This is a genomic window from Naasia sp. SYSU D00057, assembly GCF_017916505.1.
Lineage (GTDB): Bacteria > Actinomycetota > Actinomycetes > Actinomycetales > Microbacteriaceae > Naasia.
The window spans coordinates 227,280-239,750 of the sequence record NZ_JAFMSZ010000002.1; the positions used below are offsets into that span (position 1 = coordinate 227,280).

General features: G+C 70.5%; 10 protein-coding genes. 8 read left to right on the forward strand and 2 right to left on the reverse strand.

Going from position 1 to position 12,471, the window contains the following annotated elements:
* The first annotated feature begins 4 nt into the window (after window positions 1-4).
* The 6 genes from J3P36_RS08320 to J3P36_RS08345 are packed head-to-tail and all read left to right on the forward strand — an operon-like array spanning window position 5 to window position 7,474.
* Window positions 5-1,720, forward strand: a complete 1,716-nt coding sequence (locus J3P36_RS08320) for an IlvD/Edd family dehydratase (protein WP_210507087.1) — start codon at window positions 5-7, stop codon at window positions 1,718-1,720.
* A gap of 11 nt (window positions 1,721-1,731) precedes the next feature.
* Window positions 1,732-3,123 carry a glycoside hydrolase family 5 protein gene (locus J3P36_RS08325; protein ID WP_210507089.1) on the forward strand — a complete coding sequence of 464 codons (1,392 nt, stop codon included), beginning with the start codon at window positions 1,732-1,734 and terminating at the stop codon, window positions 3,121-3,123.
* Entirely contained in the window at window positions 3,123-4,217 is a 1,095-nt protein-coding gene (locus J3P36_RS08330; RefSeq protein ID WP_210507091.1) for a zinc-binding dehydrogenase, read from the forward strand. The genes J3P36_RS08325 and J3P36_RS08330 overlap by 1 nt, the downstream gene beginning before the upstream one ends.
* A complete protein-coding gene (locus J3P36_RS08335) occupies window positions 4,214-4,993 on the forward strand; it encodes an SDR family NAD(P)-dependent oxidoreductase (protein ID WP_210507092.1) in 780 nt (259 codons plus the stop codon). The genes J3P36_RS08330 and J3P36_RS08335 overlap by 4 nt, the downstream gene beginning before the upstream one ends.
* 37 nt (window positions 4,994-5,030) lie before the next feature.
* Entirely contained in the window at window positions 5,031-6,482 is a 1,452-nt protein-coding gene (locus tag J3P36_RS08340) for an aldehyde dehydrogenase (NADP(+)) (RefSeq protein WP_210507093.1), read from the forward strand.
* 41 nt (window positions 6,483-6,523) lie between these two features.
* Window positions 6,524-7,474, forward strand: coding sequence for an aldo/keto reductase (locus J3P36_RS08345; RefSeq protein ID WP_210507094.1), 951 nt, complete (start codon window positions 6,524-6,526; stop codon window positions 7,472-7,474).
* Between the two features lie 576 nt (window positions 7,475-8,050).
* Here the strand turns inward: J3P36_RS08345 and J3P36_RS08350 are convergent.
* Window positions 8,051-9,100 (reverse strand): SDR family oxidoreductase, encoded by a 1,050-nt coding sequence (locus tag J3P36_RS08350; RefSeq protein ID WP_210507095.1) that lies wholly within the window; start codon window positions 9,098-9,100, stop codon window positions 8,051-8,053.
* A gap of 38 nt (window positions 9,101-9,138) precedes the next feature.
* On the reverse strand, window positions 9,139-9,495 hold the full coding sequence (locus tag J3P36_RS08355) for a tautomerase family protein (RefSeq protein WP_210507096.1): 357 nt from the start codon (window positions 9,493-9,495) through the stop codon (window positions 9,139-9,141).
* Between the two features lie 529 nt (window positions 9,496-10,024).
* Between J3P36_RS08355 and J3P36_RS08360 the strand changes: the two genes are divergently transcribed.
* Both J3P36_RS08360 and J3P36_RS16775 read left to right on the forward strand, forming a co-directional pair.
* Window positions 10,025-11,389 (forward strand): ABC transporter substrate-binding protein, encoded by a 1,365-nt coding sequence (locus tag J3P36_RS08360; protein WP_210507097.1) that lies wholly within the window; start codon window positions 10,025-10,027, stop codon window positions 11,387-11,389.
* 117 nt (window positions 11,390-11,506) lie between these two features.
* Window positions 11,507-12,469 (forward strand): carbohydrate ABC transporter permease, encoded by a 963-nt coding sequence (locus tag J3P36_RS16775; RefSeq protein ID WP_210507098.1) that lies wholly within the window; start codon window positions 11,507-11,509, stop codon window positions 12,467-12,469.
* Window positions 12,470-12,471: the final 2 nt, after the last annotated feature.

Below are 12,471 nucleotides of genomic sequence, written 5' to 3' on the forward strand. Positions count from 1 at the left end.
TGCAATGACCGAACAGCGCAGTTCGCAGTGGTACGCCGGCTCCGATCGGAACGCCTACCTCCATCGGGCGTGGATGCGCCGGGGAGTGCCCAGCAGCGCCTTCGAGGGGCGGCCGCAGATCGCGATCGCCAACACGGCGTCCGACCTCACCCCGTGCAACGCGCACCTGAACGAGGTCGCCGAATCGGTCAAGCACGGCATCTACGAGGCGGGCGGAATCCCGCTCAACCTCCCCGTCGTCTCCCTGGGTGAGACGAATGTGCGCCCCACCGCCATGCTCTGGCGCAACATGGCGGCCATGGCGACGGAGGAGATGCTCCGGGCCAACCCGATCGACGGCGTCGTGCTGCTCGGCGGGTGCGACAAGACGATCCCTTCCCTGCTGATGGCGGCGGCGTCCGTCGACATCCCGGCCCTCGTGGTCCCGGGCGGTCCGATGCTCAACGGCACCTTCCGCGGCGTCCCGCTCGGCTGCGGCACCGACGTGTGGAAGCTCAGCGAGGAGGTGCGGGCCGGCACCCTCTCCGAGAAGCTGTTCCTCAAGTCCGAGTCGTCGATGATCCGCAGCAAGGGCCACTGCAACACCATGGGCACCGCCTCGACCATGGGCCTGCTCGCCGAGGCGCTCGGCACCGTGATCCCCGGCCTCGCCGGCACCCCGGCCCCCGACGCCCGGCTCCTAGAGGCCGCGCACGAGTCGGGCCGGCTCGCGGTCGAGATGGTCGCCGCGGGCCGCACGCCGAGCCAGGTGATCACCAAGGAGTCGTTCCACAACGCGATCGTGGCGCTCGCCGCGATCGGCGGGTCGACGAACGCCGTCGTCCACCTGCTGGCCATCGCGGGCCGGCTCGGCATCGACCTGACCCTCGACGACTTCGATCGCATCGGCGCGGACGTGCCGCTGCTCGTCAACCTGCAGCCCGCCGGCAAGTACCTCATGGAGGACCTGCACCGGGCAGGCGGCTTCCTCGCCGTGCTCCAGCAGGTGAAGGACCTGCTGAACCCGACGGCGATCACCGTGACCGGCGAGCCGCTCGTCTCCTACCTCGAGGACGAGCAGATCTGGGACAGGGACGTCATCCGCGAGCGCGAGCAGCCGCTCATCGACGAGGCCGGCATCGCGGTCCTCTACGGCAATCTCGCCCCGACCGGCGCGATCATCAAGCCGGCCGCCGCGAGCCCGGAGCTGCTCTCGCACCGAGGCAAGGCGGTCGTCTTCGAGTCCGTCGAGGACCTCCACGAGCGCATCGACGACCCGGATCTCGAGGTGGACGCCACCTCGGTGCTGGTCCTCCGCGGCTGCGGACCGAAGGGCTACCCGGGCATGCCCGAGGTCTCCAACATGCCGCTGCCGAAGAAGCTGCTCGAGCAGGGCGTGCGCGACATGGTCCGGGTCTGCGACGGTCGCATGAGCGGCACCGCCTACGGCACGGTGGTCCTGCACGTCACCCCCGAGGCCGCGGCCGGCGGCCTGCTCGGCCTCGTGGAGAACGGCGACGAGATCGTCCTCGACGTCGAGGGCCGCCGCCTCGAGCTGAATGTGCCGGAGGAGGAGCTGCAGCAGCGCCGGGTGCCGGCCTCCACGGCGGACGCCTTCGCGGCGCCGACGCGCGGCTGGGAGAAGCTCTACGTCGAGCACGTGCAGCAGGCGAACAGCGGCGCGGACCTCGACTTCCTCATCGGCGCGTCGGGTCCGGACGTCGCGCGCGAGTCGCACTGAGCGGCAGCCGCGTGACCACCACTCCCCCGCGTCCCCTGCGCACGCAGGGCACGACCATCGTCGACGGCTTCGGCGAGGAGATCCGCCTCCGCGGCGTGTGCGTCGGCGGCTGGCTCAACATGGAGAACTTCATCACGGGGTACTCCGCCAACGAGTCGCTGATGCGCCGCCACGTCCGCGACGCGATCGGCGAGGAGAGGTACGAGCGCTTCTTCGACCGCCTGCTCTCGGTGTTCTTCGCCGAGGACGACGCGCGGTTCCTCGGGGAGGCCGGCCTCAACTCGGTCCGGATCCCCGTCAACTACCGGCACCTCGAGAGCGACGCGAAGCCGTTCGAGATCCGCGAGGAGGGCTTCCGCCACCTCGACCGGGCCATCGAGGAGTGCGGGCGGCACGGCGTCTACACGATGATCGACCTGCACGCCCTGCCCGGGTACCAGAACCACGACTGGCACGCCGACAACCCCACGCACGTCGCCTCGTTCTGGGATCACCCGCACTTCCAGGACCGGGTGGTGAACATCTGGGAGGCGATCGCGACCCGCTACCGGGACAACCCGTGGGTCGGCGGCTACAACCTGATCAACGAGCCGGCGGACGAGTCCCGCCGGGTGGTGGGCCCCTTCTACGAGCGGCTCGTCGCGGCGATCCGCGCCATCGACCCCGACCACATCGTCTTCCTCGACGGCAACACCTACGCGACCCAGTTCGACGTCTTCCCCGACGAGCCCGCCGAGAACGCCGTGTACACCCTGCACGACTACGTCTCCGCCGGCCTCGGCCGCGGCGGCCCGTACCCGGGCACGACGATGGACGGCGTCTGGTTCGACAAGGCGAAGGTCGAGGAGAAGTTCCTCGCCCGCTCCGAGTACGCCCGGCGCACCGGCACGCCGATCTTCGTCGGGGAGTTCAGCCCCATCTACACCGGCGACCCGGAGCTCGACGTGCAGCGCCGGCAGATCCTCGACGACCAGCTCGAGATCTACCGCCGCTACAACGCCGGCTGGGCGTCGTGGATGTACAAGGACCTCGGCCGGCAGGGCCTCGTCAGCGTCCGCCCCGACTCCGCCTACGGGCGGCGGTTCGGCGACTTCCTCGCGAAGAAGGACCGGCTCGGCGCCGACCACTGGGGCAGCACCGGGGAGGGGGTCCGCGAGGTCACCCAGCCCGTGCAGGACCTCATCGCCCGCGAGTTCCCGGACTTCGACCCGTATCCGTGGGGACGCTTCGACTACGTTCGGCGCCTGCTGCTCAACATCCTGGTCGCGCAGCCGCTCTCGCTCGAGTACGCGGACCTGTTCCGCGGGCTCGACGACAGCGAGCTCGACGCCCTCGCCGACTCGTTCGCTTTCGCCAACTGCACCGTCCGGGAGACGCTGCTCGAGCAGATGAAGGAGGGCTGATGCGCGCCGCCGTCCTGCGCACGCCGGGAGAGCCGCTGAGCATCGAGGAGGTCACCCTCGCGCCGCCGAAGCGCGGCGAGATCGTGGTGCGCGTCGAGGCCGCCGGCATCTGCCATAGCGACTACCACTACATGACCGGCGACATCACCTGCCCGCTCCCCGCGGTCCTCGGCCACGAGGGCGCGGGCATCGTGGAGGAGGTCGGGCCGGACAGCTCCGGCCGCGTCTCTGTCGGCGATCGGGTCGCCCTCATGTGGCGGCCCCGCTGCGGCGAATGTCCCGCGTGCATCGCCGGCAACCCGGTGCTCTGCCGCTTCGGTCCGCTGCAGGCGACGACCGGCGGGCTGCCCGACGGCACCTCCCGGCTGAGCGCCGGCGACGAGAAGGTGCACCACTTCCTCGGCGTCTCCTGCTTCGCGGACCGCGTCGTCGTCTCCGAGCGCTCCGTCGTGCCGGTGCCGGACGGTGTGCCCCCGCAGATCGCGGCGATCGCCGGCTGCGCGGTGATCACCGGCGTCGGCGCCGTCTTCAACGCGGTCGGCGAGTGCGCCGGGCGCTCCCTCCTCATCCTCGGCGCCGGCGGCGTCGGGCTCTCCGCCGTCATGGGCGCACGGCTCTCCGGGGCGGATCCCATCGTCGTCGTCGACATCGACCCGGAGAAGCTCGAGCTCGCGCGCCGACTGGGCGCCACGCACACCATCGACGGCCGGAACGGCGACGTGGTCGAGCAGGTGCTCGCCGCGGTCCCCGACGGCGTCGAGTACGCGATCGAGGCGATCGGCCGGCCGCAGACCCTGCAGCAGGCGTTCGAGGCGCTGAAGCCGGCCGGCACGCTCGTCGCAGTCGGGCTCGGCCGGGTCGGCGAGACCTTCTCCGTACCCGTCAACCTGCTCGTGCAGCGCCAGAAGCGGATCATCGGCTCCCTCTACGGATCCGCGAACCCGCTCCTCGACCTGCCGCGCATCTTCCAGCTCTACCTGTCCGGGCGCCTGCCGCTCGACGAGCTGATGGGGGCCACCTATCCGCTCGAATCGGTGAACCAGGCCTACGACGACCTGCGCGGCGCCGTGGGAAGAGGAGTGATCGTCCCGTGACCGACGTCCAGCCGCAGTACGCCATCTACCCGAGCCTCCGCGGTCAGGTCGCCTTCGTGAGCGGCGGCGCGACCGGGCTCGGCGAGGAGTTCGTGAGCTCCCTCGCCGCGCAGGGCGCCCGGGTCGCGTTCGTCGACGTCAACGAGCAGGCGGGCGCCGCGCTGGCGCAGCGGATCGCGGAGCGAGGCGATCCGGAGCCGCTGTTCCTCCCGTGCGATGTCCGCGACATCCCCGCCGTCCAGCAGGCGATCGCGACCGCGGCCGAGCGCCTCGGGCCGATCACCGTCCTCGTCAACAACGCCGCCCGCGACGACCGCCACAAGGTGATGGAGATGGACCTCGCTCGGTGGGACGAGGAGATGGCGGTCAACCTGCGCCACCACTTCTTCACCGCGCAGGCCGTGGTCCCCATGATGCGCGAGGCGGGCCGCGGCTCGATCATCAACCTCGGCTCGATCAGCGCGCACATCGATCTCGTCGACCTGCCCGGTTACATCACCGCGAAGGCCGGCATCGAGGGCCTCACCCGCACGCTCGCCCGCGAGCTCGGCCCCTGGGGCATCCGGGTGAACTGCATCATCCCGGGCTGGATCATGACCGAGAAGCAGCTGCGGGAGTGGGTGACGCCGGAGGCCGAGGAGTCGATCGAGCGCAACCAGTGCCTGCCCCAGAAGCTCTACCCCGACGACGTGGCGCGGATGCTCCTCTGGCTCGCCGCCGACGACTCCCGGTCCTGCACCGCGCAGAACTGGGTCGTCGACGGCGGCTGGATGTGACGACCGCACCCCTTCCTCCTCACCGAACGGAGCACCCATGACGACGACACTCGACGAGCTGCGCCGCCTCACCGCCGCCGCGGCGAAGGCCGCACCGATCGCCGCGGCCGCCTCGGACGCCGAGCGGGCGGGCTGGCTGCGGGCGGTCGCCGACCGCCTCGACGAGCACGCGGACGAGCTGATCGAGATCGCCGACTCGGAGACGCGCCTCGGCTCGACCCGCCTGAAGGGCGAGGTGGCGCGCACCACCGGACAGCTGCGCCTGTTCGCTGACGTCATCACCGAAGGCTCGTACCTCGAGGCGATCATCGACCACGCCGACCCCTCCGCGACGCCGCCGAAGCCCGACCTGCGCCGCGTGCTGCACCCGCTCGGTCCGGTCGCCGTCTTCTCCGCCTCGAACTTCCCGTTCGCGTTCTCGGTGGCGGGCGGCGACACCGCGTCGGCCCTCGCCGTCGGCTGCCCCGTGATCGTCAAGGCGCACTCCGGGCACCTCGCCCTGTCGCTGCGGATGGCCGAGCTCGTCGGCGCCGCCCTCGAGGAGGCCGGCGCGCCTGCGGGCATGTTCGGCCTCGTGACCGGCCGGGAGGCGGGCAACGCCCTCGTCGGCGACCCCGACATCACCGCGGTCGGCTTCACGGGCTCGGTGGCGGGCGGCCGCGCGCTCTTCGACATCGCCGCGTCGCGCCTCGACCCCATCCCGTTCTACGGCGAGCTCGGCAGCATCAACCCCGTCGTCCTCACCGCGGGCGCCGTTGAGCGCCGGTCCGATGAGCTGGCGAAGGGCCTCGTCGGATCCTTCACCCTCGGCGTCGGCCAGTTCTGCACCAAGCCCGGCGTCGTCTTCGTGCCCTCGGGCGCCGGCTTCGAGGACGCCGTGGCGCAGTCCGTGGACGGCGCGGCCGGCGGCCCGCTGCTCACCGACCGGATCGCCGAGGCGTTCCCGGGCGGGATCCGCCGGCTGCTCGACGACGAGGCGGTGCGTCTGGTGTCGGGCGCGGCCGAGCAGGACGCGGTGAACGACGGCGCCACCCCGGTGGTGCTCGCGACGACCGCGGCCGCCGTCCGTGAGCGCCCCGAGACGCTGCTGGAGGAGGTCTTCGGGCCGACGACTCTCCTCATCTCCTACGACTCCGAGGACGAGCTCCTCGCCTCCCTCGCCGTCGTGCCCGGCAGCCTCACCGCGACGGTGCACGCCGAGGACGACGAGGAGGTCGAGGGGATCGTCGACGCGCTGCGGCGCCGCGCGGGCCGCGTGCTCTTCGCGGGCTGGCCGACCGGCGTCGCGGTGAACTGGGCCCAGCACCACGGCGGCCCCTACCCGGCGACGACGTCGCTGTACACGTCGGTCGGCGCCACCGCCGCGCGGCGCTTCCAGCGCCCCGTCGCCTACCAGAGCGCACCCGAGCGGCTGCTGCCCCCGGCGCTCCGCGAGGACAACCCCCTCGGCATCCCGCGCCGCGTGGATGGAATCCTGGTCCTCCCCTGACCGGCGCCCGCCTCTCCCTCTCCTCGACCGAACGGATCGCGATGACCGCTCTTCCCCGCCACCGCCTCGGCCGCACCGGCCTCGAGGTGACCGAGCTCTGCTTCGGCACGAGCCCCCTCGCCAGCATGGCGGGGCTCTACGGCTACGAGGTCGACGACGAGCGGGCGGTCGCCACCGTGCTCGCGGCGTTCGAGAGTCCGGTCCGGTTCCTCGACACCTCGAACGGATACGGCGCCCAGGGCGAGAGCGAGCGCCGGATCGGCGAGGCCATCCGGCGCAACGGCGGCCTGCCCGAGGACTACGTGCTCGCGACCAAGGTCGACCCGGCCCACGGCAGCAGCGACTTCTCCGGCGCCCGCGTGCGCGCCTCCTTCGAGGAGAGCCTCGAGCGCCTCGGCCTGGAGCGGATCCAGCTGCTGCACCTGCACGACCCCGAGCGCATCACCTTCGACGAGGCGATGGCGGAGGACGGCCCCGTCGCGGCCCTCGTGCAGCTCAAGGAGGAGGGCCGCGTCGACCACATCGGCGTCGCCGGCGGACCCGTGCCGCTGCTGCGGCGATTCGTCGACACCGACCTCTTCGACGTCGTGCTGAGCCACAACCGGTACACGCTGCTCGACCGCTCCTTCGAGCCGCTCATCGAGGAGGCGGGACGCCGCGACGTCGGCGTGCTCAACGCCGCGCCCTATGGCGGCGGGATGCTGTCGAAGGGCCCGTCCACCTTCACCAAGTACGCGTACGGGGAGCGCGAGTCCGTTCGCCAGGCCGCGCTCGCGATGGAGGACGCCTGCCGCCGGCACGACGTGCCCCTCGCCGCGGCGGCCCTCCAGTTCTCGACCCGCGACCCCCGCATCGCCTCGACGGTGCTCGGCTTCTCGACGCCGGAGCGGATCGAGCAGTCGCTCGCGCTGCTCGCGCACCAGATCCCGGACGCCCTGTGGGATGAGCTCGACGCCCTGGTCCCGCCGTCCGACACCTGGCTCGACGCCTGAGCGCGCCGGGGGCCGCCACCGCTGCGGTTCAGCAGGTGCCCAGCGCCTTCAGCAGCCACGCCGTGCCTTCAGCAGGCAGAAACAGGGCAGTTCTTCCTGCTGAGGGGGATCGGCACCTGCTGAGGGGGATCGGCACCTGCTGAGGGGGATCGGCACCTGCTCAGGGCGGGTCTGTCCCTGCCGGGCGACACCCGCCGGTCCAGCAGGAGCGCAACCGCTACAGCAGGCAGAACTGCCGCGGATCTTCCTGCTGAAGGGGTTCTGTACCTGCTGGGTCAGTTGCCCGGGTATCACCGCCGGCCCACCAGATGCCAAGCGCCTCCAACGGGCAGAACCAGGGACGGATCTGCTGCTGAAGGCCGACCGCAACCCGCTGAAGCGCCTGGCCGGTCGCACCGGCCGCGCTCAGCAGTTGGCCCAGCGCCCCAGCAGGCACCCAGTGCCTTCAGCAGGCAGAAGCCGGCCTGTTCTGCCTGCTGAGGCCGCTCCGCTCCTGCTGGAGAGACCGAACCGCAACCCCAGAACGCGGAAGGGGCGGCGGTGCGCTCGCACCGCCGCCCCTTCGCGCAGAAGCCCCTACTTCGCGTCGGGCGCGAGGGCCGCGAAGGCCTTGCGCGCCTCGTGGTACCCCTGCGCCAGGCGGTCGATGAAGGCGTCCGTCTCCGGGTTCGGCTTCGTCTCCTCCGGGTGCTCGGCGCGCCACTGCACCATGCCGAGGGCGGCGCGGTGGAACGTCAGCCGCGGCGAGAAGCTCGGCACGTACCGGCGGATCTTGCTGTTGTCGAAGATCGCGCTGTGCGCGAGGTCGCCGAGGATCAGGTCGGACCAGAACCAGTCGGGCGCGGCCACGGGATAGAACTCGGACGGCACGTGCACGAGCTTGGCCTCCACGCCGAGGGCGTCGGCGAGGATCGTGTAGATCTGGTCCCAGGTGTAGACGTCGTCGGACGTGATGTGGAACGCCTCGCCGATCGCCCTCGGGTTGCCGAGCAGGCCGACGAGGCCCTGCGCGAGGTCGTCCGAGTGCGTGAGCGTCCAGAGCGACGTGCCGTCGCCGTGCACGACGATCTCGTCGCCGCGCACGAGCCGGTCGACGATCGTCCAGTCGCCCGGGAGCGGCGGGTTCGCCTCGTCGTACGTGTGCGAGGGCCGCACGATCGTGACGGGGAAGCCGTCCTGCATGTAGCGCTGCATCAGCAGGTCTTCGGCGGCGAGCTTGTCGCGGGCGTACGCCAGGTACGGGTTCTCGCGCAGCGTCGACTCGACGATCGGGGCCTGGAGGATCGGCTTGTGGTAGATCGACGCCGAGCTGATGTAGACGTACTGCTTGGTGCGCGAGCCGAAGATCTCGACCATCTGCTGCGCGTCCTCCGGCCCGTAGGACAGGAAGTTGACGACCGAATCGAAGGTGCGGTCGCCGAGCGCCTCCTCTGTGGAGGCGCGGTCGGTGATGTCCCCGGTCAGCCAGGTGACGCTGTCCGGGAGGTCCCGGCTCTTGGAGTTGTTGCCGCGGTTGAGGACGTACACGTCCATGCCCTCCGCGACGGAGCGGCGGACGCACGAGGCGCTGATCGTGCCGGTGCCTCCGATGTAGAGGACGCTGATGGGGGCGGACCCGGGAGTCATTGGTGCCTTTCGCGAGCGAGCGGAGGGGGTGGTCGGGATCAGAGGGTGCCGGCGTACCAGTCCTCGAAGCCGTTCTCGGCGACGGCGATGAGGATGTCCTCACGGCGGATGCCGAGCGCCTCGAGGCGCGTCACGATCGCGCGGAACAGCTTGCGCTTGGTGTCCACGCTGTACATGTGGACCATGAGGATCTGGATGAGCAGGAGGCTCTGGCGGTCGACCCCGCCGAAGCCGCCGAACTTCAGCTCGCCGGGCTCGTGCGGCCGGAAGACGTGGAAGAGGTCGTCCGGCACGATGCCGAGGGCGTCCACCTGCGCCTGCTGGATCTCGCGGCTGATCGCGTCGCCGTGCGCTTCGTAGACCTCGCGCTCGAGGTCGATCTGGATGAGCGGCATGTTCCTCCTCGTCGAGGCGCCCGAAGGGTTCGACCGCAGCCGCGCCTCTGCGCTGACGGCCGGAGTCAGCCTACGGAGGGCGAAAACCTCCCGCAACTTTCAGGCCTCGGGAGGAAAAACTTTCCACGGTGTGACCGATCCTCCACAGCCGGCTGACCGATAGCACCCATCGGAAGCGTTTCGGCGGGTGTCCTGGCGCTCAACGAACGCGCCCCTCGATCTCAGGTCTCGGAGCGATAACGAAACCTTTCGGGATTCGCCCCAAAATGTTGACGCCCTTTCGGGGGCCGCGTACGTTGTCCCCGACTGCGATGGATTCGAGCCGAAAGCTCGGGTTGGAGACAAAGATGTTGTTCGCCTGACGAACGGTCGGCTGTGCCGGCTCTCCATCGCGGCGACCCCGCCCGGAGACCGGCTCATCCTCCGGACGATGGCGTCCCGTCCTCCCCCATCGCACTCCGCGGCGCAGCAGCGTCGCGGGATGCGGTACCGGTCACGAAGCTGTGCCGGCGACAAGTCAAGGAGAAGGATGTTCACAGCACATCGAGGACGCCGCGGGCTGCGCACCGTCGCCGCCGTCGGCACGACGCTGATGGCGGCCGCCGCGCTCACCGCGTGCGCCGGCGGAGGCAGCGGCGGCAGCGAGGGCTCCGCCGACTCGGGCACGATCGACTGGTGGGGCTGGACCCCCGACGTCAACGTCGCCACGTCCTACATCGAGGCCTTCAACGAGGAATACCCCGACATCAAGGTCAACTACAAGCAGGTCCCGATCGAGGACTGGGAGGCCGCGCTTCGGCCCGCGCTGCAGACCTCGAGCGGCCCCGACATCTTCGGCGTGCAGCCCGGCTCGCGCGTCGACGCGTTCAAGACCTTCGCCGAGGACCTCACCCCGCTCGCCGAGGAGGCTCTCGGCGCGGACTGGCAGGAGAAGGTGTCGCAGATCGGCATCGACGGCCTCACCGCCGACGGCAAGCTCGTCGCGATGTCGGTCGGCGCCGTCTACGCCGGCTCGATGTGGGTGAACCAGGCCCTGTTCGACCAGGTCGGCCTCGAGCACCCCACGACCCTCGACGAGTGGATCGACGCCTGCAACACGTTCCGCGAGAACAACATCGGCTGCTTCGTGCAGGGCGCCTCGCAGGAGGGCTTCGACCAGGACACGCTGCAGGCGATCGCCGAGCGCGTGGAGCCGGGCGCGTGGACCGAGGCCTCGAAGGGCGAGCGGCCGTGGAACGACCCCGCCATCGTCGAGACGTTCGAGATCTGGAAGCGCCTCTTCACCGACGGGATCATGCAGGAGGGCGCGATCGGCTACGCCCAGTACCCCGACGCGAACAACGACTTCATGGCGGGCGAGTACGCGATGATCATGATGGGCTCCTGGTACACCCAGTACGCCCCCGAGGAGGGCATGCTCGCCGCCATCGGCGCGGCCGGCGTCTCCAACCCGGAGCCGTTCCCGCTCGTGCCGATCGAGTTCCCGGACGTCGCGGGCAAGGGCAACCCCGCCGGCTACTTCGGTGACGCGGACTACGGCCTCGCGCTCAGCAACAAGTCCGACAACAAGGCGGCAGCCCGCACGTTCATCACGTGGCTGACCACCAACGAGGACGCGCAGCAGCTCGTCGCGGACAAGCTGAACAACATCCCGGCCCTCAACGGCGCCGTGCCGAACTGGGAGAACATCAAGCTGCCGTTCCCGGACGTGCAGCTCGAGGCGCTCCAGAGCTACACGGAGACCGTCTCGGACACGGAGCTGGCCCGCTTCCTGCACCTCAACACGGACGAGCAGGATGCGATCCTGGCGGCCGCGGTCTCGATCGCGGAAGGCACGGCGACGCCCCAGGAGGCGGCGGACACCATGCAGTCCACCGTCGAGGCGCTCGGCTGATCCCTTCGCACCATCCCCGCCGGTGATCCGGCACCGGGTCGGCCGGCCGCTCGCGGCCGGCCGACCCCCACGACATCCTCCGGCGGAGCCGCCGGAACCCAACGCAAAGGAGCGGGTGTGGTCACCACCGAACCCTTGACCGATGTCGACCCGGCCACGGCGACCGGCGGCACCGTCGCCGCCGCACGTCGAGGCCGGAAGGGACGCCGCGCCCTGCAGCCGCACGGCCTCCCGTGGATCCTGCCGGGCCTCGTGCTCTCGGTGGGCGTCCTCTACTACTGCATCGGCTACACGGCCGTCATCTCCACCTGGGACTGGGACGGCATCAGCCCGAACCCGGAGCAGGTCGGGCTGCGCAACTACACGCAGATGTTCGCGGACCCCATCTTCTGGGGCGCCATCCGCAACACCGTGCTCTTCTTCGTCATCACCTTCACGGTGCAGACCGTGCTCGGGATGCTCTTCGCGGTGCTGCTGCACTCGCGGGTGAAGCTCGCGGTGCTCTACAAGGTGATCATCTTCATCCCGGTCGTGCTCGCGCCGGCGATCATGGCGCCCGTCTTCCGCCAGTTCTTCGGCGCCGACGGCCAGTTCAACTGGATCCTCGAGCACATCGGCCTCGGCGCGATCACGCAGCCGTGGCTCGGCCAGTCGAGCACCGCTCTGTGGGTGCTCATGGCGATCACCGTCTGGCAGTGGACGGGCCTCACCTTCGTGCTCTACTACGCCGCGATGGGCCAGATCGACCAGTCCATCCTCGAGGCCGCGCGCATCGACGGCGCCGGCAACCTCCGGGTCATCTGGAGCATCATCTGGCCCGGCGTCCGCGGCACCACCGTGGCGCTCGCCATGCTGGGGGCGATCGGCGCACTCAAGACCTTCGACTGGCCATGGCTCGTCACCGTGGCGGGCCCCAACCACGCCACCGAGTTCCTCGGCACGATCATCTACCGCCAGACGATCCCCAACTACCACGTCGGCTACGGCGCGGCGGTCTCGATCCTGCTGCTGGTGCTCGCCCTCATCATGGCGATCTTCCTGCAGGTCCGCGGTCGCGAGAAGAACGAGAAGGCGAGCTAGGC